Below are 24726 nucleotides of genomic sequence, written 5' to 3'. Positions count from 1 at the left end.
GCTGTTTGTCATGCCCGGTGGCGCTGCGCTTACCGGGCCTACGAAATGCAAATGTAGGCCAGGTAAGGCGCAGTCGCCACCCGGCTTAACACTCAGAAGTCGTAGCTCGCGCTCACCGAGACGTTCAGCGGCGCGCCATAAACCACATAAGAGCCGACGTAATCGTAATACTCTTTGTCGAACAGGTTGTTGACGTTCGCCTGAACAGCAAAATCTTTGGTGACCTGATAACGGCTAAAGAGATTAACCAGCCCGTAGCTGCCTTGCTCCGCGCGGGAACGTCCTGCCGGGCCGCCTTCCACGTCCGTCCACACTTTGTTTTGCCAGTTCACGCCACCGCCCACGGTCAGTTCCGGCAGCATTGGCAGTTGATAACGGGTGAACAGCTTCATGGTTGTGCGCGGCTGATCGGAGCTGACGGCGTTGCCATTCTTATCTTCAGCAATGTAGCGGGTCGCGCCGAAGGTCAGCTGCCAGTTATCGGTCAACGCGCCGTTCAGCTCGAACTCAATCCCTTTGCTCACTACGCCGTCCAGCGATTGGTAAATCGACTCACCGCTCGTCATGTAGGTATACGTATTGCTTGCTACGTTATCCTGCTCAATGCGGAAAATCGCCAGCGAGGTGGTAAGACGGGTATTGAACCAGTCTGCTTTCACACCGGCTTCGTAGCTTTTGCCCGTAGTGGGGTCGAGATAGCGTCCGCTGGCGTCCCGCTTGTCCTGGGGCTGGAAGATAGAGGTATAGCTGACGTAGGTCGACCAGTCTTCATTGATGTCGTAGACCAGGCCCGCGTATGGCGTAACGTCATCTTTGGTGCTTTCCAGACGGGTGTCCGGGGAACCCGCCGGGTTATAGCGAATGTTGTAGTTGGTATAACGCGCGCCGAGGATCAGATGCAGGGGATCGGCCAGCGAGAAGCGGGCGGAGGTATACGCTGAGGACTGGCGAATGTCGTCCTGGCTGTAGAGTTTCCACGGCGTCCACTGCGGGTCGGCAATCTTCCCGTTCCAGTTCTTAAAGTTACCCACATCAACCATGCCGTAAACCGCGTCAGGCATTGAGTTGTCGTAATGGTTACGCTGACGACTGAAGCTGCCGCCGAACATCATTTCGTGCTGACGGCCGAAGAGATCGAAATCGCCGCGCAGGAAAGCGTCCACGGCATCCTGTTTACGTTCGCCACGGTTCCAGCCGCCGTAGCCTACCATGCCCGCACCGGTCTCTTTATCCGGATAGCCGGACATATACATCAGCTTAGAGTCGAAGTTGGTTTCAGCATGCATGCCGTTTATGTGCGCTTCCCAGCCATTATCGAAACGCTGAGTCAGGTTAGCGAAGATGCGGGTGCTGTCCTTGTCCGAGTAGGCCCAGTCAGGCGCCACGGTCTGGCTGCGATCGTAATGGGTTTTACTCCCGTCGCTGTACCACGTAGGCAGTCCGCCCCAGGTTGGGTCAGCGGTATGGCTTTCCTGATATTCGTATCCCACCGAGAGGGTGGTGCTGTCGGTGACGTCCGCGTCCATCACGCCATAGAGGAATTTCTTCCGGTAGTGATAGTTATCCACGAAGCTGTCGTTGTCCTGATAACCTGCGATCATCCGGCCCCGTACCTTGCCTGACTCCACCAGCGGCGCCTGCAAATCCAGCACGTAGCGCTGCTTGTCCCAGCTGCCGTAGCTGGCGGAGACGTTACCTTTAAATTCCGTGCTGTCCGCATGCTTACGCACCATGTTGACGTACGCCGCCGGGTTGCCCGTACCGGACATCAGGCCGGTTGCGCCGCGGACCACTTCGATGCGGTCATAAATCGCCGTATCAGCGGCAGTATCACCAAAGTTCCACACTTCGCTGATGGAGGTTGGCAGGTCGTCATAGGCGTAATTACTGACGAAAAATCCGCGCGAGTAAAACACGGTACGGTCGCTGTCCTGCACCTGCGCCGTTACGCCCGTGGTGTTGGTTAACACCTGACCGATGGACTGCAGGTTCTGATCGGCCATGCGCTGCTGGCTAATCACGCTGACGGACTGCGGGATATCGCGGGGAACCAGCAACAGCTTCGTGCCGGTGGTGGTGGTTTTGACGCTGTAATCCCGCTCCTGACTTGCGGAAGGATCCTGCGTTTGGTCAAAACCGCCGTCAACAACAACGGTATCTTCGGCTGTTGATGCAGCGAAAGCGGCGGCTGGCGTCAGTGCCATAGCAATGCAGACTGCCAGCAACGAAGGCGTTGCGACAGGCTGACGTTGCCCATCCCTGGTGTGATGAATGAAAGACATTATTAAACCCTTATGAACGATGAAGAGGGTATGCGTCAGTCCCACGGACACGGGCTGGCGTCGTTTTCTATGTTAAAAATGCGCATGAAAATGCAAATGCGAAATATACGCATTGCTATTAATGCTGTAAACAGATGTGTCGACCGGAACTGAAATAATGTTTCAGCCCGTTAAGGCCCGCGAGCGGTCACTCTTCACTCAGGTGATGAACATTCAGCAAAGAAATCGAGGGAGGAGGTTGAAAGGACAGGAGAAACTCGCTCATACTCTTGAATTGTGTCACACGCCGATCCCGTGAGTGTGTTTACAGTGGACGCATTGCGCCAGATTAAACAAAAAAGGAAAAGGTCATGGCTGAAGAAACGATTTTCAGTAAAATTATTCGCCGCGAAATTCCGTCGGATATCGTCTATCAGGATGAACTGGTAACGGCTTTTCGGGACATTTCCCCTCAGGCTCCGACGCACGTCCTTATCATTCCCAATATTCTGATTCCGACCGTAAACGACGTAAAAACCGAGCATGAAGTGGCGTTAGGTCGTATGCTGACGGTGGCCGCGAAAATCGCTGAACAGGAAGGGATTGCAGAAGACGGTTACCGTCTGATCATGAACTGCAACCGTCATGGTGGCCAGGAAGTGTATCATATTCACATGCATCTGCTGGGTGGACGTCCTCTGGGGCCGATGCTGGCACATAAAGGTCTTTGACATGCGTAAAGGGCGTATTGCAGCGCTGGTAGTGACGATGATGATTGTGGGGTGCAGCACGCGCCCGGCGATCCCCGTGAACGATGAACAGACGCTGGTGATGGAATCCTCCGTGCTTGCCGCGGGCATCACGGCGCAACAGCCCGCGCTGACCATCAGTGAAATCAACTCATCTGCCTCCTCTACGCTCTTTAATGAAAGACACGAACCCGTGACGGTCCACTACCGTTTTTTCTGGTATGACGTAAGAGGTCTTGAAATGCATCCGCTGGAGGCGCCGCGTAGCGTCACCATTCCGGCCAGGTCGTCGGTAACGCTCTATGGCAGCGCCAACTATCTGGGTGCGCATAAGGTGAGACTTTATCTTTATCTCTGAGGGGTGAACCTTGATTAAAAATTTGAGCCGCTATGCGCTCGTGACAGCTTTCGCTCTGTTTCTGGCAGGGTGTGTGACGCGAACTGAACAGCCTGCACCTGTGGAAGAGGCGAAACCGGGCACTGAACAGCCGACGCAGCCAACGCAGCCGCAGCCAACCGTGCCGTCCGTACCGTCTATACCGGCACAGCCAGGCCCGATTGAGCATCCGGACCAGACGTCGCAGCCCACGCCGCGCGTGCGCCATTACGACTGGAACGGGGCAATGCAGCCAATGGTAGGCAAAATGCTGCAGGCGCAGGGCGTGACGGCGGGCAGCGTGTTGCTGGTCGACAGCGTCAACAACCGTACCAACGGTTCGCTGAACGCGGGTGAAGCGACGGAAACCCTGCGCAATGCTCTGGCTAACAACGGTAAGTTTACGCTGGTATCGGCTCAGCAGCTTGCGGTAGCCAAACAGCAGCTGGGCCTGTCGCCGCAGGATAGCCTCGGCACACGCAGCAAGGCGATCGGCATCGCCCGTAACGTTGGCGCACAGTATGTGCTGTACTCTAACGCCACCGGTAACGTGAATACACCGGCCCTGCAGATGCAGCTGATGCTGGTTCAGACTGGCGAAATTATCTGGTCAGGTAAAGGTGCGGTTACGCAACAATGACAGCACGCGTGAAGAGATTCTGACGCGCTATTTTCCTCAGTACCGCATTGTCGCGCCGCAGGCCCACTCCGGGCTTGGCGGCGCGAGTTGCATTATAGCGCAGGGCGAACACCGTCTGGTCTTGCGGCAGAATCACGATCCCTACGCGCCTGCCTCCCATTTTCGTCGTCAGTTTCGTGCCCTGAGGCGTCTTCCGTCAGATCTCGTACCTGCGCCCCGTTTATTCAAAGAGGGCTGGATGGCCGTCGACTATCTTGACGGTGACGTTAAAAGCGCGCTGCCGGACACGCCGGAGCTTGCGGCGATGCTGTATCATCTGCACCGGCAGCCACGTCTGGGGTGGCGAATTACGTTATTCCCGCTGCTAGAACATTACTGGCAGCAAGCCCTGCCGGACAGGCGTACCCCAGTATGGCTGGCACATCTCAGGCGGCTGCGTAAAACGGGCGAGCCGCAGCCGATTCGGCTCGCGCCGCTGCACATGGATGTTCATGCCGGAAATATTGTGCATACGCCAGCGGGCATCAGGCTTATCGACTGGGAATATGCCGGAGATGGCGACGTGGCGCTGGAGCTGGCGGCAGTCTGGACGGAGAGTGACGCCGCGCGCCAGACGCTTATCAGGGACTACGCCGAGGCGGCACACGTTGACGTCGACGCGCTGAGGCGGCAGGTCAAACGCTGGCGACCCTGGGTCGTCATGTTAATGGCTGGCTGGTTTGAAATGCGCTATCGGCAGTCCAGAGACAAACAATTTATTGCGCTGGCAGACGATGCCTGGCGTCAGTTACAAACTAAAGGATAAGAGAGGTGGATGTGGGTCCAGTCATGTTGGATGTAGAAGGGTTTGAGCTGGATGCGGAGGAGCGTGAAATTCTGGCGCATCCGCTGGTGGGTGGCCTGATCCTGTTTACCCGCAACTATCACGATCCGGCGCAGCTGCGAGAGCTGGTGCGTCAGATCCGCGCCGCGTCGCGCAATCATCTGGTGGTCGCCGTCGATCAGGAAGGCGGCCGCGTGCAGCGTTTTCGCGAAGGGTTTACCCGCCTGCCAGCGGCCCAGTCTTTTGCCGCGCTGCTCGGCGCGGAAGAGGGTGGAAAACTGGCGCAGGAGGCCGGCTGGCTGATGGCCAGTGAAATGATTGCCATGGACATCGACATCAGTTTTGCCCCGGTTCTGGACGTGGGGCATATCAGCGCCGCCATTGGCGAGCGCTCCTACCATGACGATCCGCGTGTTGCGCTGGCAATGGCGACCCGGTTCATCGACGGCATGCACGATGCCGGGATGAAAACCACCGGGAAACACTTCCCGGGCCACGGGGCGGTGACGGCGGACTCACATAAAGAGACCCCGCGCGATCCGCGCCCGGAAGCGGAAATTCGCGCCAAAGATATGTCGGTGTTCAAATCGCTTATCACCGACAACAAGCTGGATGCCATCATGCCTGCGCACGTGATTTACAGCGACGTCGACCCGCGTCCGGCCAGCGGCTCTCCGCACTGGCTGAAAACCGTTCTGCGTCAGGAGCTGGGCTTCAATGGCGTGATCTTCTCTGACGATTTATCCATGGAAGGGGCGGCGATTATGGGCAGCTACGCTGAACGCGGTCAGGCGTCGCTGGATGCAGGTTGCGATATGATCCTGGTCTGCAATAATCGTAAAGGTGCCGTCAGCGTGCTGGATAACCTGTCGCCGATCAATGCAGAGCGTGTTACACAATTGTATCATAAAGGTTCATTTAGCCGTCAGGAGCTGATGGATTCGGCGCGCTGGAAGACGGTCAACGCCCGGCTTGAAGACCTGAATGAGCGCTGGCAGGCACATAAAGCCAGCCTGTAAACCCTCCCGGAAGGCGTAGCGTGGTGATAAGACGATGATCATCTATTTACACGGTTTTGACTCAAACAGTCCTGGTAATCATGAGAAGGTGCTGCAGCTGCAGTTTATCGATCCGGATGTACGCTTGATCAGCTACAGCACGCGGCATCCGAAGCATGATATGCAGCATCTGCTCAAAGAGGTGGACAAGATGTTGCAGCTCAACGTCGACGATCGCCCGTTAATCTGCGGCGTGGGGCTGGGCGGCTACTGGGCAGAGCGGATTGGCTTCCTGTGCGACATTCGCCAGGTGGTGTTCAATCCTAATCTGTTCCCGAACGAGAACATGGAAGGCAAAATTGACCGCCCGGAAGAGTATGTCGATATTGCGACCAAGTGCGTCAGCAATTTTCGTGAGAAAAACCGTGACCGCTGTCTGGTGATCCTTTCCCGTAATGATGAAGCGCTCAACAGCCACCGGGCTGCAGAACTGCTCCATCATTACTATGAAATCGTCTGGGACGAAGAACAGACCCATAAGTTCAAAAACATCTCCCCGCATCTGCAGCGAATCAAAGCGTTTAAAACGCTGGGTTAACCCCTTATCCGCAGGCGTCAAAGCCCGGCCGCGAAAGCGTCTCGGGCTTTCTTTTTGACCAGAATTGTCTACTTTTAAGCCATCAAAACTTGATGCATATCAATTTTGGTATGACCAATGCGCCTGACGTGTTATTCTCAATGCACCTGAATGGTTTCAGTGCTGTAACCTGTTGTTAATTAAGGGTTATTTTTATAACTTTTAATTAACAATTGGTTAATAATTTGAGGGGGTCACGTTGACTACGCCATTGAAAAAGATAGTGATTGTAGGCGGTGGTGCTGGCGGGCTGGAGCTGGCTACACAGCTGGGCAAGAAGCTGGGTCGCGGTAAAAAAGCCAAAATTACGCTGGTGGATCGTAACCACAGCCACCTGTGGAAACCGCTGCTGCACGAAGTGGCGACCGGTTCTCTGGATGAGGGCGTGGACGCGCTCAGCTATCTGGCGCACGCGCGCAACCATCATTTCCAGTTCCAGCTGGGCTCGGTGGTGGACATCAACCGTGAAAGCAAAACCATCACTCTGGCAGAACTGCGTGATGAAAAAGGAGAGCTGCTGGTTCCTGAGCGCAAACTGCCGTATGACACGCTGGTCATGGCGCTCGGCAGTACCTCCAACGACTTCAATACGCCGGGCGTGAAAGAGCACTGTATCTTCCTCGATAACCCGCACCAGGCGCGTCGTTTCCATCAGGAAATGCTGAACCTGTTCCTGAAGTACACCAGCAATATGGGTGCGAACGGTAAGGTGAATATCGCCATTGTCGGCGGCGGCGCGACGGGCGTTGAGCTCTCTGCTGAGCTGCACAATGCGGTTAAACAGCTGCACAGCTACGGTTACAAAGGGTTAACGAACGAAGCGCTGAACGTCACGCTGGTCGAAGCCGGTGAACGCATTCTGCCTGCGCTGCCTCCGCGTATTTCCGGTGCGGCGCACAATGAGCTCACCAAGCTGGGCGTGCGGGTGCTGACGCAAACCATGGTGACCAGCGCCGACGAAGGCGGTCTGCACACCAAAGACGGCGAATATATCAAAGCGGATCTGATGGTCTGGGCGGCGGGTATCAAAGCGCCTGACTTTATGAAAGAGATCGGCGGTCTGGAAACGAACCGCATTAACCAGCTGGTAACCGAGCCAACGCTGCAAACCACGCGTGACCCTGAAATCTTTGCTATCGGTGACTGTGCCTCCTGCGCCCGTCCTGAAGGCGGATTCGTGCCGCCGCGCGCGCAGGCCGCACACCAGATGGCAAGCCTGGTCCTGCACAACATCCTGGCGCAGTACAAAGGCAAGCCAATGAAAGCCTATGTCTATAAAGACCACGGTTCACTGGTATCGCTGTCAAACTTCTCTACCGTCGGCAGCCTGATGGGCAACCTGATGCGCGGCTCGATGATGGTAGAAGGGCGCATTGCCCGCTTCGTGTATATCTCGCTCTACCGTATGCACCAGATTGCGCTGCACGGCTACTTCAAAACCGGGCTGATGATGCTGGTGGGCAGAATCAACCGCGTGATCCGTCCGCGTCTGAAGCTGCACTAATCTTTCACTCCCTCCGGGCCCTCCGGAGGGAGTTTTTAGCATTTCATGCTGTAGATCACAGTTTGAGTGCTTAAGAGTTCTCCTAAATACAATATATCTCCTCTGAACGCCCCTTTTTTGATCCTTTATCTGATTGGCGAAGCCGTTCCTCCATAGCAAAATTGTTACCAATAGCAACAAAGGAGGAAGTCCCGTGAATAAATCAATGTTGGCGGGTATAGGGATTGGCGTCGCGGCTGCGTTAGGTGTGGCTGCCGTTGCCAGTCTCAACGTATTAGATCGCGGCCCGCAGTATGCGCAGGTGGTTTCTGCTACACCGATTAAAGAAACTGTAAAAACGCCTCGTCAGGAGTGCCGTAACGTCTCGGTCACGCATCGTCGTCCCGTGCAGGATGAAAACCGTATCGCCGGATCTGTTCTTGGTGCGGTAGCGGGTGGCGTGATTGGTCACCAGTTTGGCGGCGGCCGGGGTAAAGATGTGGCGACCGTGGTCGGCGCGCTGGGTGGCGGCTATGCGGGTAACCAGGTCCAGGGCGCGATGCAGGATAATGATACCTACACCACGACTCAGCAACGCTGTAAAACCGTGTATGACAAGTCGGAAAAAATGCTGGGCTATGATGTGACGTACAAAATTGGCGATCAGCAGGGCAAAATCCGCATGGATAAAGACCCGGGCACGCAAATTCCACTGGATGGAAATGGCCAGCTGGTTCTGAATAACAAAGTGTAAAAAAGATGTTCTCTGAATTTAGCTCCTCATGCGCTCAGGCTGAGGAGCTTTTTTTTGCGTCAGATTTTCAGTAGCTCAGGCCACAGTCGCAGCGTGGTTTCGCTAATATTCTGCAGTTTTTCCAGCGTGGCCCCCTCACGGGCGCTGATCGACATCCCCTGCAAAATACAGCTCAGGTATTGCGCCAGCAGCTGAGGGTTGCAGTGGGCAGGGATTTCACCGCGCTGCTGGCGCTGTGCCAGAAATGCGCTGAGCGTCTCCTCCTGCATCGCATGCCGCGATTTCACCGTATTGGCAATCTCTTTGGAAGACGCCGCAAGGGTGGCAGAGGTGTTAATCATAAAGCAGCCCGCAGGCGTATCTTTACTGGTGAAACAGGTTGCGACGGCGGTGAAATAGTCGCGAAGCGCCTGTTCAACGCTTTTCTCTTCGCAGAACAGCTGGGCTTCGTGTTTCGCCGCAAAGCGCGAAATGTATCTGTCCAGCACCGCCCTGAACAGCCCCTCTTTATTGGTAAATTCGGCATACAGCGTCGGCGCTTTGGCTCCGGTGGCTTCTACCAGATCGGAAAGCGAGGTTGCTTCATACCCATGTTGCCAGAAGAGAGTCATGGCCTTATCAAGCGCTGCATCCCTGTCAAACACTTTTGGTCGGCCACGGCTTTTCTTCGCACAACTCGTGACGTCGGTTGTCATTTGCCGTTGGTCCTCTGTTGGTTTGGTGAACGACCATTATAAAAATAAACGCAACCCACCACCAGTGCAGAATGCTTAAAAATAAATTAATCATATATGTATGAAAAATAACAACTTTAAAATTAAGTTAACGCTCGTTATAAAATTATGTTGACGCGTGACCTGGATCACATTTATGATTTACCTATCGATCGTTAACTTAATGATTAACGACCTCCAAATTCATCTGCTAAAGGTAAACATCATGAAAAACGTAAAAACCCTCATCGCTGCCGCTGTTCTGAGTTCACTCTCTTTCGCAAGCTTTGCTGCTGTACAGGTGCAATCCACCCCTGCTGACCAGCACAAAGTCGGGACAATCTCCGCGTCTGCCGGTACTAACCTGGGTTCCCTGGAAGATCAGCTGGCGCAAAAAGCGCAAGAGATGGGTGCAAAATCTTACCGCATCACCTCCGTGACCGGTCCTAACACCCTGCACGGCACGGCTGTTATCTACAAATAAGCCGGGCATAAACCCTCATTTATGCCACTGCAATAAAAAAGGCCCTCCACATGTGCAGTAATGCCGATTGTTTAAGAACACTTGAACGATCCTGCCAGTAAGAGACAATCCGGGTTCAGCCCCTCTGAGCTCGGATTTTTTTACGTCTGAACACGATATGGACTTCGTTACGGATGCTCTCCCGTCCGAACTGGATACCTTTTCCCGCTCTTTGTATGAGTCCAGCGAGAGTCGTCTGGTCATAATCTGATGCATCAGAGAAAGTGGTGTCTACCAAATAAGTGGTGGGTATCAAAGTGTCATGTATGCGGAAAAATGTGACTCGCGGCAGGCGAAAAGGCTGCCCTGATTATTTTTTGAGTTTAAGCAGCGGCTCTTTGCCGCCTCCTGCGAACCCGGGTATCGGGACGGAATTTATCCTCATATACTGGTGATAGATAAAGTCCCGCTTACGGAAACTGCTGTATATTCTTACCAGGCGGCGACCGGTTTAATATTTATTGCTGCTCTCGAGGGAAGACCGATTTATATCAGGAGAAAGGGCCGAATAACTCTACCCTTCAGCGGTGATTTCTGAATATCTGATTATACGTTCACAGGAAAAACACGTCGTCCATATTGTTTTTACCGACTGAATTGTTATATACGGGCCGGGTATTATTCCTGGTCTTTTATTTATGGTGTGAATATTTTTGTTTTATTTATCTTTAAACTGAATGATATGTATTTTGTAACATTCTGTGATTTGTTACGGAATAGCATTTTGTTCAATGGCCTGTAAGCGTATTGTTATTTAATAAACAGTCATTCTTTATCATGGATATTTGACGATGACAGGACCGTCAGGCATTATTCAGCAACAGAATACGTTAAACCGTTATTTACTGTATATTCCACGAGGCAAATCTGTTTTACCGGATGTTCACTCTTTTACCGGGGAAGAAGAACTCAGTAAACCCTATCGCTACACCATCCGCTTTACCAGCCCGGCATCAAGCATTGCCGTCAACGATGTCCTCAATCAGAGGGTGGAATTTATTCTGCGTGCCCCGAATCCGAAAGCTGGCTGGCACAATCAGGAGCCCTGGCTGCCGGTGCGCCAGATTAACGGGGTGATCACGTCGTTTGCCCGTCTGAAGTCATCTGCCGATGAAACCCTTTACGAGTGTGTGCTGGAGCATGATCTGGCGCTGCTGGACCGGAATTACCGTTCGGCCGTATACATGAATGTGACAGTGCCAGAGCTCGTCACGAAGCTGATGAAGGAGAGCGGGCATTTTCAAGGTTACAACATCGATTTTGACCAGTTAAGCCACAGCTACCCCAGCCGTGAAATGATTATTCAGTGGAAGGAAACCGATCTCCAGTTTATCCGCCGTCTGCTGGCCGAGGTAGGGATCTGGTTCCGCTTTGAAAACCATGACGAAGTACAGGGCGAAACGGTGGTTGTCTTTGGTGACGGTGGCCGCCGCTATGCCTTCAGCGATAAGAAGCTGCCGTACGTTCGCCATTCCGGCATGACCAGCTATGAAGAATACATTACCGAGCTCGAAGAACAATACGAACTCATTCCCGAAAGCGTACTGGTGCGTACGTATAACTACCGCAATCCATTTTCGCCACAGGTGGATAAAACCATTTTCGATAATGATATTCCCGACGGGATAACCAGCGGCAAACAGTATCACTATGCCGATCATTATCTGGAGGACGGCGATTTTTACGGTGAAGAGGCGGAAACAGCCACGTTTTACGCGCGCCTGCGCTATGAGCGTCTGCTGAACAAGCAGAGTGTGCTGGGAGGGACAACCAGTGACCCGGCACTGTTGCCGGGTGTGATGTTCCACCCGACAGGGGATATTCCTGACGGGTTTAAACACGGTTTTCTTGTCACCACAATGACGCTATCCGGCAGTCGCGCACAGCACTACCGCGCCATCCTGAAGGGGATCCCTTATCTGAACGGTTACAGCTATCGTCCGGACTATCTGTCGCGCCCGGTGATAGCCGGAACCGTACCCGGCCGTGTGGCGGCCATCAATCGGGATCACACTTATGCCGGAGTCGATGCGCATGGCCGCTACCGCGTGAAGTTTGATTTTGACCTCGACGAGAAACGTGACGGCTTTGAAAGTGCTCTAATGCGCTTAGGCAGACTGTACGGTGGGGATGTGTTTGGTTTTCACTTCCCGCTGCTGGACGGCACAGAAGTGGCTGTAGCCTTTGAAGGCGGCGATCCGGACCGGCCCTTTATTGCGCATGTCATGCATGACGGCAAACACCCTGATCTGGTTACAAACCGCAACGACACCCGCAACGTGATCCGCACGGCAGCGTCAAACAAAATCCGCCTGGAGGACCGCCGCGGTCAGGAACACATCAAGATTTCCACGGAGTACGGCAAGAGTCAGGTCAGCGCTGGCCACCTCGTTGATGCAGAGGGAAAGCAGCGCGGTGAAGGTGTGGAAGCGCGTACTGACAATCACATGGCGCTCCGTGCCGCGAAAGGGGTGATGATCACCACGGAGGCGCAACCGCGTGCTGCGGGTAAGCAACTGGATATGACGGCCGCCATTGCGCAGCTGGAGAAAGCGTTGTCGCTGGCAATGACGCTACAACAAAGCGCACTGACTGCCGGGGCCAGTAATGTGGAAACCGATCAGCAAAGTCAACTGAGCCAGACACTGACTAACCTTACCGGCGCGGGTCTGCTGACCTATGCCGACAAAGGTCAGGCGCACGTCACGCCGGACAGTCTGCAGCTGTCCGCCGGGAAAGACCTGATCGCAACAGCAGGCCAGGATACCAGCGTAAACGTGGTGAAAAAATTCTCGCTGGCCGTGGGGGAAAAACTCTCGCTGTTTGCCCGCAAGCTCGGCATTCAGATGATTGCCGGTGCCGGGGATATCACGACGCAGGCCCAGCGCGGGGAAGTGCATATGCTTTCGCTGAAGGATTTCACGATGGCGAGTACCGACGGACAGCTGAACGGCAGCGCCAAGCAGGGCATACAGCTGATCTGTGGCGGTGGTGGGATACGCGTCAGTCCGAACGGACTGGTCACCATCTTCTCGCCAACGGGAATCGAACTGAAAGGACCCAATCTGAAGTATGACGGCCCGGAAAGCGCACAGGTCACGGTCCCGCCTTTCAATCAGGGCGCATTTAAACTCCGCTACCAGCTGCACGCCGGAGACGACCCGGAGCAAATTCTCGCAAACAAAAAATTCCGGCTGACCAGCACTGCCGGGAAAGTGGTGGAAGGCGTGACGGACAGCAACGGCCACTCATCGTTGCTCGATGCCGATGACCTGGACACCTACAAAATGGAGTTAATGGAATGACGGAAGCCAAAAAAAGCCCGTACGCGCCACGGGTGATTTCTGAAGGGGATATCCCGGTACACAAAAGTCTGGGTGAGGTTGCCCAGACGCGTCGCGTAGGTGTACCGCGCCCGATGCCGGGGATTGTGATTCTGATTCACGGAGTGAACGACGTGGGCGAAGCGTACCAGAACCAGGAGAAGGGCATTCTTGCGGGGCTGAGTAAACGTCTTAATCGTCAGGATTTTTACACGCATGAATGGGGGGAGTACAGAATTGCGCATCCGGGACGTTCGCCTGTTATCCCGTTCTACTGGGGGTACAAGCCGGTAACGCATGAGGATTACGTTGCAGACCAGAAGCGATATAGGGATGAAGTCGGAAAACTGTCTTCCGGTGCCCATCTGCCGTATGACGCCTATCAGGAAGATAACGAGACGAACAAGGCCGCGCTGGGTAATGACGGTAAGGGTTCGTTTAAGTACCAGAATGACAGCCTCAAGAATGGTCTTGATTCAAATTTTGCAAAAGGTGGCGGGACGTTTGCCAATGCGACTACCAACATTCCCGATATGCTGGGGCCAGGTGCTGGAGGTTTTGGGGTGGCAGCGGCGGGATTTGCATCACTGCATATGAACGACGGGGATTACACTCACCCCATTTATGAAAACCCGCACCGTATTTACCAGTTTTTTGCTGCCCAGCGTCTTGCAGATTTGATTATTCAGATTCGAAGTGAACCTACTACAACGAAAGATGTGATTAATGTGGTGGCTCACAGCCAGGGCACCATTATCACCATGCTGGCAAATATGCTGGTGAAGCAGGCGGGATATGATCCAGTTAACTGCGTCATTCTGAACCATTCCCCTTATTCACTGGAGTCCCGCGTGGCTGAAAATATTCAGCCCGGATACCAACAGACGGATGCTGCCAGGCAGAAGACATTCAAAAATTTCTGTAGCCTGATGCATACGCAGTGGAAAGGGGGAGGGAGATTAGGCGAGGATGAATTACTGACCCTGGAAGCCTCCTGTACGCTGCGCAAACCCTCTGATAATCCGTTGCGAGCTGATGATCGCTATGGACGCAACAATAACGGTAAAGTGTATAACTACTTCTGTCCAAATGATGGCGTTGTATCGCTGGAAAATGTACAGGGATTTGGCTGGCGAGGGATCCCTCAGAAAATTGCAGATGGCATTCCTAACCTGTTCCAGCGAGTTTTTTATCAGCACGGCGAAGTCGGGAAAGCACCTGACACTAAACCCTTTGAGTTGCCACAACGAAAAGAGGGGGATGCAAAATATGCGTTTCTCCCGAATGCCAGCTACCGCGCCCATGACGTAGTGGTAAACGGTGAAGAATTGCCGGAACCCTTTATTTTCAAACTACAGGGTCAGGATAACCATCCGGATAATGACCCTAAAACGAGTGACAAGCCGTATACGTATTATATCGATCCGGATAGCCCGGATGCCTACATATCCTATTCGGCTAAAGCCAGTGCCATCAAGCGCACGGATTCTGCGATGTATATGCTTAACAGTTATCAGCGTATTAGCTGGAAGCCTGGGCATGTTTTAACACCAGATGAACTGAATGTAGAAAGCCATGACCGGGGGCATACCGTTATTCACGGGGACGTTACTGGTTCTAAAGAATATCCTGTGTTGTCCATTACCTGGCTGAAAACCCGTGAAGAACTTGAAAAAGAATGGAAAAAAACTGACCCGGTAAGCTACAGCCAGCATTCGTCAATTGTCATGAGTGAGTTCGCGCCATCGCACGCGATGGCATTCGACCTTGCAATTGGTCAGTGTAAGTCGTTTGACTACAAAGCCGGTAAATTCTGGGAAAGCTTGTTACATCGTGCTGACTGGCGTGATCCGCAGAATGGCTTCCCGGCCGCAAAAAAATATTACCAATCAGGCCAGTTACCAATAGCACCAACAAAGGATTTTATGAATAAACCGGAGGATGTGCTGCCAAAGGGCGATTTTGGTGTGGAAAATGATTATGCCGGTGTTCGGCCTCGCTCGCGTAACCTGATGGATATTGAGACGGGAACTGTCAGGCCTGGAGATTTCCAGGAAATAAAGCTGCTGCAATGGGAAATGCCGAAAGCTAAAAGCGACAGCCAGTTGGCTAAAGGATAAGACATGAAAGGACTATGTGTAGGAGTTATTACTATTTCCGTTTTATTTGCGGCAGCGTGTAAGGCTTCAGAACCGCCTACGCAAGTAGTTTATCGTTTTGATGATCACCGCTATCTGGAACTGAAAGGCTGGGACTGCGAAGGAGAGCTTTGGTACACCGATACGCAAAGGGCTATCCATTCTCAAGTTTATTTACAGTTTTATAGGATCTTCACCCGTAAATTTATTCATCCTTCAGAAAAATATATGTCTATCCCTATTTGGGGGGCTGATGGATTTAGGGTTTCGAAGGATTATGGTCGAACATGGAAACTTGCACAATTTGCACCAGGGGAAAATGAACCTAACGGCGATGATTACGCGCCTTATGAGGACGTTCTTTCTTTCACTGTCGTCAACGATCAGGGATTTTTACAGACTAAACACAGGCTGTATATGTCATCCAAACCATTTGAAGATCCTCGTGTATTAGCTAATGGTCCAGGGATTCCCTATAAACTGGATGATGGAACAGAGCAAATATTGGAGGCTCGCTCACCTGGTTGGGCTTGGGGGATGGTCTACATGACTAAACAGATATTGGAACATAGTACGCAGCAGTATAAAACAAACTGGCAGGGCTTACCCAATAAAGTACCGGAAGTGAAAGATTATACCGGCTGGGACCATATGCAGTGCAATATGGATGCAGGGAGATAGCCATGAAAGGACTTTATTCATTGCTGACCGCGCTGTTGCTGGTGGCCGCAGGTTGCAAGGCTTCAGAGCCACCGACTCAGGTGGTTTATCGGTTTGACGATCAACGCTACCTGGAGCTGAAGGGCTGGGACTGCGAGGGCGAGCTCTGGTATACGGATACCAAACGAGGCATTCATACGGAGCCAGTCAGTCAGTATTACCGATTATTTACCCGCAAGTTTATACATCCGTCAGAACGATATATTGCAATAACAGGCTGGGGTGCCGGTGGATTTATGGTTTCTAAAGATTACGGACAAACCTGGCGTTCTGTAGGTATTGCACCTGGTCGTAATGAGCCAAATGGTGATGATGGTCCTCCTTATGAAGACGTTCTTTCTTTCACTGTCGTCAACGACCAGGGTTTTTTGCAGACCAAACATCGACTGTATATGTCGTCCAAACCGTTTGATGATCCTCGTCTCGCTACGGGTGGACCCGGCATTACTTACAAGCTACAGGACGGGACTGTGCAAGTTCTGGAACCCCGTTCACCTGGTCCAGCCTGGGGGCTGGACTACATAACTAAACAAGGTCTGAAAGAGGATATAGCCCAGTTTAAGGCTAACTATCAGGGCTTACCCGACAAAGTACCGGAAGTGAAAGATTATACCGGCTGGGACCATATGCAATGCAATATGGATGCAGGGAGATAGCCATGAAAGGACTTGTTTCAGTGCTGACCGCGCTGCTGCTGGTGGCCGGTTGCAAGGCTTCAGAACCGCCTACGCAAGTAGTTTACCGTTTTGATGATCACCGCTATCTGGAACTGAAAGGCTGGGATTGTGAAGGGGAACTCTGGTATACGGATACAAAACGGGGAATTCATACCGAGCCTGTGAGTCAATTTTATCAGATATTTAGCCGAAAATTTATTCATCTCTCTGAGCGTTATATTGCAATTCCCACTTGGGATTCTCCCGGTTCTATGATTTCGAAAGATTATGGAGCAACCTGGTTTCCTTCCGCATTCTCTCCTGGAGAAAATGAGCCTAACGGCGATTCTTCGCCTCCGTACGATGACATTCTTTCTTACACGGTAGTCAACAATCAGGGATTCTTACAGACGAAACACAGGCTGTATATGTCGTCAAAGCCGTTTGATGACCCTCGTTTATTGCTGGGTGGGGTGGGGATTCAATATAAACTTGGCGATGGAACAAAAGGATATATTAAGTCCGGTTCTGGAGGGTGGGCTTGGGGCATGGTTTATATGACTAAGCAAGGGCTTAAAGGAACAGTTCAGGAACTTCAGTCCAACTGGCAGGATCAGCCGGACAAAGTGCCGGAAGTGAAAGGCTACACCGGTTGGGATCATATGCAGTGCAACATGGATGAAGGTTGTTAGTTATGAATATATTAAGAATGATTTTTGTTGTTTCCTTTTCGTTTAATTTAACTGGTTGTTTTACAATTAGTTTATCAAATGCCATTAAAGATAGTAAATATAGCACAGAAAAAGTCTTATCTGATACAATAACTGATGTTTATATTGATGAAAACTCCCCTCATTATATTCAACTGGGTGGGGTGAATAGCTCTTTTCTGGTGTTTGATGATTCGGGTGGGTTGAAAAAAATTCTATTTTCATCTTTGATGAATGTTGATTACTTATCATTAAGGCAAAATGGTGGGTTTATTTTGTATGACGAAGGTGATTATACAAAAGTTTATGGGAAAGTAGATTTTGTTTATTCATTTAAAAACTTAGATAAAACTAATGAATTGCTTTCTAACACAAAATGCCAATTAAATGAGATGAATGAATGTGTTTTTGAAATCAGTGAGTTATCTGGCGATTACAATCAGAAGCCTGTGAGAGTTGAAGAACAAAATATTATCCACTTACAAAAACCAGTAATATTGGCTATGAAAAAGTATACTGAGCACACGCCTCTCAGCTCTTATGCTTTAATGTTGCTTTATCCTGTGACTATTCTCCTTGATGCTGTGACCATTCCAGTGCAGATTTTCATCATTCCATTTGGGATGGGTACCGTAGGTAAATAAGGACATAACCATGAACGGTGTAATTCGACTGAATGACCCGCTGGTGAGCGGCGGAAAAGTAATTAAAGCGTCCGGCGCAGACTTTATGGGAAAACCTGTGGCCCTGAAAGACGATCTTGTGACGTGCCCTGAGCATAAAGGAACGTTTCCTATTAACGATTGTCACCCAACCTGGACGATGAACGGCCGGGGCGTGGTCGTGGATGGCTGTAAAGCGGCGTGCGGCTGTGCTATTCGCACCACACTCCCCACTGCGGGGGCTGTGTGATGGACTGGTGGCTTTACCCTAAGCAGAACGAATTTAAACATGACTTCCCCACTATTGGTGTGTGTCTTGTCTATGTGCTCGTGGTGATTGTTTGTATTGGTATCCGGGCTGTCACCTGGCCGGGTAATAAACATGTTGATTCAAGTTTTCTTGTTGATGCCGTAGTAATACCTGTCGCTGCAGTAACTTTTATAGTACAGGCGTTCTGTATGGCGTATAACGCAAACAGACACTACATAGAAACGCGGATATTGATTGCGGCACGGCAGGAGTACAAGGTTGTCAGCTATGCCAGGAGTAACATCTTCCTGGCTGGCTGGTCGATACTGACCCCGCCAAAGGCAACAAAGGAACTGGCACTCAACATGTTGAAACTGGAGGGGGAGTTTCCGCTGGCCGCCAAAATGCCGTTGAAAATTGACCTGGATAAATCATTCGATTTCACGCGGGCCGGGCAGGCTATTATCCACGTCCTGGAGCCGATGAAGGAAAAACTCTCCCGGTACAGGCAGATTGAAGCGCTTGTATGGGTGCGAGGTGGGGATGAATCCTGTAGCGATGAACTCCGGCGTGTGCTTGAACGTTCCGGGATCTCGACCAAAAAAATCACATTTTTGCCTGAATGCCCGGACTATACGTTAGTCACAGAGTGGATAAAACAGACGAACGGCTACGTCGTTGAACGCCTGCTTATCTGTGTAGATTTGCATTCTGAAGAAGGGGAATGCAAGTGGATGGAGAATGCTACCGCGCTTTTCCTGACGAATTACTACGTTAAAACGGAAGGAGAAAAACCTGTTTATGTTTATCAACCGATGACGGGGGTTATTGACGTAGAAAGAGCAGTTCCTGTTTATCTGCGTGCGGAGGTTGTCAGTAAACCCAAACAGATCTGGTATACCGGTTTATCGCGAACAGAGAAGTATCCGCTGCTGGAAGTGCTGGACGAAAAAAAAGTCGTACCGGATCGACTGGAGCTTGAAAAGTCGCTCGGTGAGCATTCAGCAGGGTATCCGTGGCTGGCGCTGGTGCTGGCATCAGATGCAGTAACGTATGCACAGGGCGACCAGTTTGTAGCGGCATCCGAACAGAAAAAGTTCTCTATTACGGCGGTATCATCCAGATTAACCCATCAGCCCGATTATCCGGTGGAAAAAATGTATACTCCACCGTGGTCTTCCGCCGGAATATCCGGAATGATGTTATTTTTCGCTGTTATATTAACTATGTGTAGTTTCAGCGGTAACGAGGGTAAAGATATTTCAGGCTGGTTCCTGGTTATTCTGTTTGTAATATGTACTGGATTGTTTACGGCTGCAGGGGTATTTATCACCTGGCTACAGGGTGATAAGGCTTACCAGCACATGGGGATGTAATGATGAATGAACGAATCGCTCTCATTTTATATGTAGCTGGCTTTGTGCCCGCCGTCTTTACATGTCTGAAATAGCAGACTTCCTGGTGTCCCAGGTACGGGGCTGTGGCAAAAGTGCGACGGGAAAAATCCATAAGCATTTGAAAATAATGAGGAAAATGTTAAAACCTTTATCCTGCCAGAAAAAAGAAAGCACCGACGATAAGATCGTTCAGTGCTTTATGTGCCGCCTAAGTATCCGTTCAGCTTTAAGTCACGCTAGCCTTAAGTGAATGGCATTACTGCACACGTGCAGGGCGTTTTTCTTTCTGATTTACATCGACTGCTGGGCGACATCGTGATGCCGGGTGACATCGGTCGGCATGCCTGAGCGTGCCTCCATCGCGCGCTCCATCACCACGCTGTCGGTATTCGCATTCGTTTTGAAGCTTACCATTGCGGCATTCAGGTTAATGGGCAGCGTCTGCGGGTCATCGCCAATGTTTTTCGATAGCGGCTGATGAATCTCAACCAGCCGCACGCCGCCCGGCTCTTCTGAAACCTTAATCGGCGTATTGATAATATTCACCTTTGTTCCCGGCGTAACGACGTTAAACAGCGTTTTGATATCGTCATCGCGCAGACGAATACAGCCGGAACTGACGCGCATGCCGATGCCAAAGTCCGCATTCGTGCCGTGCAGCAGGTAGACGCCACCGTATGCCGCGAGGCGGATCGCGTGGTGTCCCATTGGGTTATCCGGGCCTGCAGGCACTACGGCAGGAAGATCGATCCCCTGGGCCTTATAGCGGGCACGAATGTTGGCCGTTGGAGTCCAGGTAGGATTCGCGCGTTTATCCGAGACGGTGGTGACCATCGTCGGCGTCAGCGTGTCGCCGCCCAGCTGACCAATACCGATAGGGTAGACGGTGACTTCATTTTTACCCGGCGGGTAATAGTACAGGCGTAGCTCCGCCAGGTTTATCACCATCCCCTCGCGCGGGGCGTCCGGCAGGATAGTCTGTAACGGGATAGTCAATACGCTGCCCGCGCGCGGGACGTATGGGTCGACGCCGGGGTTCGCCTGCAGCAGGGCCAGAAAACCGACGTTATATTTTTTGGCAATCGCTTCCAGAGAACCACCGTTGTTTTCAACCACATGAAAGCGGTTTTCACCCACCACCTTGCTGCCGGGAGGGGGAAGGGGCCAGGTGTTTGCCCGAGCGGGAAGCGCAACCGCGACGGTGGCTGCCAGCGCAAACAGGGTTAACCAGCGAGTAAAACGCGAAGAGGTCATCATCACCATAATCCATGTAAATGATAAGGTTATTGTTTTATAAGGCGTTAAACATAATTATGGCGAATGGGTGTGTCGGGAAGATCGGGTGAAATGCAAAGAGTTTGTAAATTGTCCCCCGTTAGCGCTGAGCTAACGGGGGGAAGGGAGGTCAGGCGATCGCGTTCTCTTCCAGCTGGCGCATAAAGTTACGCACCCAGTCCATGCGGGTTTTGCGCTCCGTCAGCTCCTGAGTAAATTTCAGACGCGTTGGACCATCCAGACGGAAATGCTGCGGCTGCTTTTGCAGCAGACCGATAAGCCACATCGGGTTGACGTGATTCTTCTCCGCGAACTCAATCACGCCGCCTTTTTCGTTGCCTTCAAGCTTGCGAATGCCCAGCTTCTGCGCCTGCTGGCGCAGGCGTGCGATATCCAGCAGATTTCGCGCCGCATCGGGCAGCAGACCAAAGCGGTCGATCAGCTCAACCTTAATCTCTTCCAGCTCGTTCTCCTTCTTCGCGCTGGCGATGCGTTTGTAGAACGACAGTCGGGTATTCACGTCCGGAATAAAATCGTCCGGCAGCAGGGAAGGCATACGCAGCTCAACCTCGGTCTGCTGGCTGGTGAGATCTTCCAGCGACGGCTCGCGTCCGGCCTTCAGAGCATCAACCGCGTTTTCCAGCAGTTCCATATAGAGCGAGAAGCCGATGGTCTCCATGGAGCCACTCTGGTCTTCACCCAGCAGCTCGCCGGCACCGCGGATCTCAAGATCGTGCGTGGCCAGCGCGAAGCCTGCGCCGAGGTCTTCCAGCGAGGCGATGGCTTCCAGACGCTTTTGCGCGTCGGTGGTCATCGCTTTTGGATGCGGCGTCAGCAGCCAGGCGTAGGCCTGATGGTGCGAGCGCCCGACGCGGCCGCGCAGCTGGTGAAGCTGCGCCAGGCCAAAGTGATCCGCACGTTCAATGATGATGGTGTTCGCCGTCGGAATGTCGATCCCCGTTTCGATAATGGTGGTGCACACCAGCACGTTAAAGCGCTGGTGGTGGAAGTCGTTCATCACCCGTTCCAGCTCGCGCTCGCGCATCTGCCCGTGGCCGATAGCAATGCGCGCCTCCGGCACCAGCTCCGCCAGCCTGTCGGCCGCTTTCTGGATATTTTCCACGTCGTTGTAGAGGTAGTAGACCTGACCCCCGCGCAGCACTTCACGCAGAATGGCCTCACGCACCACCAGATTATCGTACTCGCGGACGAAGGTTTTCACCGCCAGACGGCGCGCCGGCGGCGTGGCAATAATCGACAGATCGCGCATGCCGCTCATCGCCATGTTCAGGGTGCGCGGGATCGGCGTTGCGGTCAGGGTCAGGATGTCGACGTCGGCGCGCATCGCTTTGATGCGCTCTTTATGACGCACCCCGAAGCGGTGCTCTTCATCGACGATCAGCAGCCCCAGGTCTTTCCACTTCACGTCGCTTTGCAGCAGCTTGTGGGTGCCGATCAGAATATCGATCTTGCCTTCACTTGCCTGCTCCAGGATCTGCGTCTGCTCTTTGGTGCTGCGAAAACGCGACAGCATCTCGATGCGTACCGGCCAGTTGGCGAAACGGTCGCGGAAGTTGTCGAAGTGCTGCTGAGCGAGCAGGGTGGTCGGCACCAGCACCGCTACCTGCTTGTTGTTTTCCACCGCAAGGAAGGCGGCGCGCATCGCCACTTCCGTTTTACCGAAGCCGACGTCGCCGCAGACTAAACGGTCCATTGCCAGCGGCTGGCACATGTCGCTCAGCACGGCGTTGATGGCCTGGGCCTGATCCGGCGTGGTTTCAAACGGGAAGCTGTCGCAGAACAGCTGGTACTGTTCTTTATCATGCTTAAAGGCGAAGCCCTGTTTGGCCGCGCGCTGGGCGTAGATATCCAGCAGCTCGGCGGCAACGTCGCGTACTTTTTCCGCGGCCTTCTGGCGCGCGCGCGCCCAGGCATCGCCGCCCAGCTTGTGCAGCGGCGCGTTATCTTCGGCACCGCCCGCGTAGCGGCTGATCAGATGCAGGGACGACACCGGAACATACAGTTTGGCGTCGTTAGCGTAGGTCAGCATCAGGTATTCACCTTTAATGCCGCCCGCTTCCAGCGTGGTCATCCCCTGATAGCGTCCAACGCCATGCTCCAGGTGAACAATCGGCTGGCCCGGATGCAGTTCGGCCAGGTTACGGATTAGCGTGTCCGGGTTGATGGTCCGACGGCTGTCCTGACGGCGACGCGCGACGCGCTCACCCAGCAGGTCGCTTTCGCAAATCAGCGCCAGGTTGTTGAGCGTGTCGATGAAACCGTGCTCGGCGGCGCCAATCATCAGGTAACGACCGTTTCCGGTCGCTTCGCTCAGGCGCAGGATGCGCTTTGGCGCCACCTTAATGCGTCCCAGCAGCTCACCTAACGCTTCGCGGCGGCCTTCACTCTCAACGGAGAACACCACCGGGCCGGTAAAGGACTCCAGAAACTTGCGCAGATTATCCAGCGGGGATTTCTGCTGCGCCTGGACGGCCAGGTCCGGCAGCGTCCGGAAGGCGAGGTTGGTGTTGGCGGCCTTATCGGCAAGCGAATCGGTTTTCAGCTGCATGCGCGGCCAGCGCTTCAGCTCGGCGTTGAGCTCGTCGGTGCGCAGCCACAGCGCTTCCGGCGGCAGCAGCGGACGCATCGGGTCAACGCCCCGGTTTTCGAAGCGCGCGCGGGTTTCACTTTCAAAGCGGCTGGCGCTGGCGTCAATATCCCCGGTGTTAACAATCAGCGTATTCGCCGGGAAGTAGCTGAACAGGGCAGGGAGCGGCTCGTTGAAGAACAGCGGCTGCCAGTATTCGATCCCGGCAGGCAGCGTGCCTTTGCTGACCTGCTGATAAATATGTTCCGCGTCGCGCTTCACCTCGAACTTATCGCGCCACTGGCTGCGGAACAGTTCGATAGCGGTTTTGTCCGTCGGGAACTCATGTGCGGGCAGTAAATTGATGGACTCCACTTCTTCCAGCGTGCGCTGCGTGTCGGCGTCGAAAACGCGCAGGCTGTCGATTTCATCATCGAAGAAGTCCAGACGATACGGCTGGTAGCTGCCCATCGGGTAAAGGTCGAGCAGCGCGCCGCGGGTTGCGTATTCCCCGTGCTCCATGACCTGATCGACATGGCGATAGCCGGCACCGTCAAGCTGCGCCCGCAGGGCATCACGGGACAGGCGCTGGCCTTTTTTCATCACCAGCGCGTGACCGTGCAGGTAGCTGTGCGGACAGACGCGCTGCATCAGGGTATTCACCGGCACAATAAGCACGCCGCGCTGCATGGTCGGGAGTTGATAGAGCGTCGACAGGCGCGAGGAGATGATCTCCTGGTGCGGAGAGAAGCTGTCATACGGCAGCGTTTCCCAGTCGGCCAGGCTGAACACCAGGCTATCGGTGAACTGGCGAATTTCGTCGTGCAGGCGCAGGGCGTTTTGCATATCCGGGGCAACCAGGATCACCGGCCCAGGATGACGCTCGGCGATTTCCGCCACCAGCGTGGCGCACGCCGCGCCCGTGAGTTCACCCAGCTGGCGCTGGTCGCCCGCTTTGACAGGCAAGGAATAACGATAGTGTTCAGGCATGGCTATGTCAGAGTCTCTTATGGATATACCAACAGTATTGGGGCATATCACTGATACGCAA

At 53.1% G+C, this 24726-nt stretch carries 21 protein-coding genes; 17 read left to right on the top strand and 4 right to left on the bottom strand.

Annotated elements, in window-relative coordinates; all coding sequences use genetic code 11:
* Positions 1-92: 92 nt before the first annotated feature.
* A complete protein-coding gene (gene fhuE / locus RVY89_RS10510) occupies positions 93-2282 on the bottom strand; it encodes a ferric-rhodotorulic acid/ferric-coprogen receptor FhuE (RefSeq protein ID WP_484827778.1) in 2190 nt (729 codons plus the stop codon).
* 350 nt (positions 2283-2632) lie between these two features.
* On the opposite strand from fhuE, the gene hinT reads away from it, so the two are divergent.
* The 8 genes from hinT (at position 2633) to RVY89_RS10470 (ending at position 8721) form a co-directional block, all read left to right on the top strand.
* A complete protein-coding gene (gene hinT, locus RVY89_RS10505) occupies positions 2633-2992 on the top strand; it encodes a purine nucleoside phosphoramidase (RefSeq protein ID WP_008500786.1) in 360 nt (119 codons plus the stop codon).
* Between the two features lies 1 nt (position 2993).
* Positions 2994-3368: a YcfL family putative periplasmic lipoprotein gene (locus RVY89_RS10500; protein WP_024909034.1), complete on the top strand. Its 375-nt coding sequence runs from the start codon at positions 2994-2996 to the stop codon at positions 3366-3368.
* A 10-nt stretch (positions 3369-3378) separates the two neighbouring features.
* Positions 3379-4026: a penicillin-binding protein activator LpoB gene (lpoB, locus tag RVY89_RS10495; protein WP_045326975.1), complete on the top strand. Its 648-nt coding sequence runs from the start codon at positions 3379-3381 to the stop codon at positions 4024-4026.
* Positions 4007-4831 (top strand): thiamine kinase, encoded by an 825-nt coding sequence (thiK, locus tag RVY89_RS10490; protein ID WP_484827777.1) that lies wholly within the window; start codon positions 4007-4009, stop codon positions 4829-4831. Before lpoB ends, thiK begins: the two co-directional genes overlap by 20 nt.
* An 11-nt stretch (positions 4832-4842) precedes the next feature.
* Positions 4843-5868: a beta-N-acetylhexosaminidase gene (gene nagZ, locus RVY89_RS10485; protein ID WP_484827929.1), complete on the top strand. Its 1026-nt coding sequence runs from the start codon at positions 4843-4845 to the stop codon at positions 5866-5868.
* Between the two features lie 34 nt (positions 5869-5902).
* Complete coding sequence (ycfP, locus tag RVY89_RS10480) at positions 5903-6445, top strand: alpha/beta hydrolase YcfP (RefSeq protein ID WP_008500781.1); 543 nt, start codon at positions 5903-5905, stop codon at positions 6443-6445.
* Positions 6446-6683: 238 nt separating this feature from the next.
* On the top strand, positions 6684-7988 hold the full coding sequence (locus RVY89_RS10475; protein ID WP_024909038.1) for an NAD(P)/FAD-dependent oxidoreductase: 1305 nt from the start codon (positions 6684-6686) through the stop codon (positions 7986-7988).
* Between the two features lie 193 nt (positions 7989-8181).
* Complete coding sequence (locus tag RVY89_RS10470) at positions 8182-8721, top strand: glycine zipper 2TM domain-containing protein (protein WP_008500779.1); 540 nt, start codon at positions 8182-8184, stop codon at positions 8719-8721.
* Positions 8722-8780: 59 nt separating this feature from the next.
* Here RVY89_RS10470 and comR read toward each other — a convergent pair whose 3' ends face one another.
* Entirely contained in the window at positions 8781-9416 is a 636-nt protein-coding gene (gene comR / locus RVY89_RS10465) for a TetR family copper-responsive transcriptional repressor ComR (RefSeq protein ID WP_484827776.1), read from the bottom strand.
* A 244-nt stretch (positions 9417-9660) separates the two neighbouring features.
* Between comR and bhsA the strand changes: the two genes are divergently transcribed.
* From bhsA to RVY89_RS10420, 9 genes are all read left to right on the top strand, one after another.
* On the top strand, positions 9661-9918 hold the full coding sequence (gene bhsA / locus RVY89_RS10460) for a multiple stress resistance protein BhsA (RefSeq protein ID WP_023616599.1): 258 nt from the start codon (positions 9661-9663) through the stop codon (positions 9916-9918).
* Positions 9919-10748: 830 nt separating this feature from the next.
* Entirely contained in the window at positions 10749-13262 is a 2514-nt protein-coding gene (locus tag RVY89_RS10455) for a type VI secretion system Vgr family protein (protein ID WP_484827775.1), read from the top strand.
* On the top strand, positions 13259-15400 hold the full coding sequence (locus tag RVY89_RS10450) for a T6SS effector phospholipase Tle3 domain-containing protein (RefSeq protein ID WP_484827774.1): 2142 nt from the start codon (positions 13259-13261) through the stop codon (positions 15398-15400). Before RVY89_RS10455 ends, RVY89_RS10450 begins: the two co-directional genes overlap by 4 nt.
* Positions 15401-15403: 3 nt before the next feature.
* Positions 15404-16099, top strand: coding sequence for a T6SS immunity protein Tli3 family protein (locus RVY89_RS10445; RefSeq protein ID WP_484827773.1), 696 nt, complete (start codon positions 15404-15406; stop codon positions 16097-16099).
* 2 nt (positions 16100-16101) lie between these two features.
* A complete protein-coding gene (locus tag RVY89_RS10440; protein WP_484827772.1) occupies positions 16102-16794 on the top strand; it encodes a T6SS immunity protein Tli3 family protein in 693 nt (230 codons plus the stop codon).
* 2 nt (positions 16795-16796) lie between these two features.
* Positions 16797-17486 carry a T6SS immunity protein Tli3 family protein gene (locus RVY89_RS10435; protein WP_484827771.1) on the top strand — a complete coding sequence of 230 codons (690 nt, stop codon included), beginning with the start codon at positions 16797-16799 and terminating at the stop codon, positions 17484-17486.
* Between the two features lie 2 nt (positions 17487-17488).
* On the top strand, positions 17489-18148 hold the full coding sequence (locus RVY89_RS10430; protein ID WP_484827770.1) for a YidX family protein: 660 nt from the start codon (positions 17489-17491) through the stop codon (positions 18146-18148).
* A gap of 10 nt (positions 18149-18158) precedes the next feature.
* Entirely contained in the window at positions 18159-18416 is a 258-nt protein-coding gene (locus tag RVY89_RS10425; RefSeq protein ID WP_459920622.1) for a PAAR domain-containing protein, read from the top strand.
* Positions 18416-19792, top strand: coding sequence for a hypothetical protein (locus RVY89_RS10420; RefSeq protein ID WP_484827769.1), 1377 nt, complete (start codon positions 18416-18418; stop codon positions 19790-19792). Before RVY89_RS10425 ends, RVY89_RS10420 begins: the two co-directional genes overlap by 1 nt.
* A 312-nt stretch (positions 19793-20104) precedes the next feature.
* On the opposite strand, the gene ldtC is transcribed toward RVY89_RS10420, so the two are convergent.
* Positions 20105-21070, bottom strand: a complete 966-nt coding sequence (ldtC, locus tag RVY89_RS10415; protein ID WP_484827768.1) for a L,D-transpeptidase LdtC — start codon at positions 21068-21070, stop codon at positions 20105-20107.
* Positions 21071-21218: 148 nt separating this feature from the next.
* Positions 21219-24665, bottom strand: coding sequence for a transcription-repair coupling factor (gene mfd / locus RVY89_RS10410; RefSeq protein ID WP_484827767.1), 3447 nt, complete (start codon positions 24663-24665; stop codon positions 21219-21221).
* Between the last annotated feature and the right edge of the window lie 61 nt (positions 24666-24726).

Source organism: Enterobacter sp. 3U4 (genome assembly GCF_057224565.1).
The sequence above is the reverse complement of the archived record's forward strand: the minus strand, read 5'-3'. Positions and strand labels throughout refer to the sequence as shown.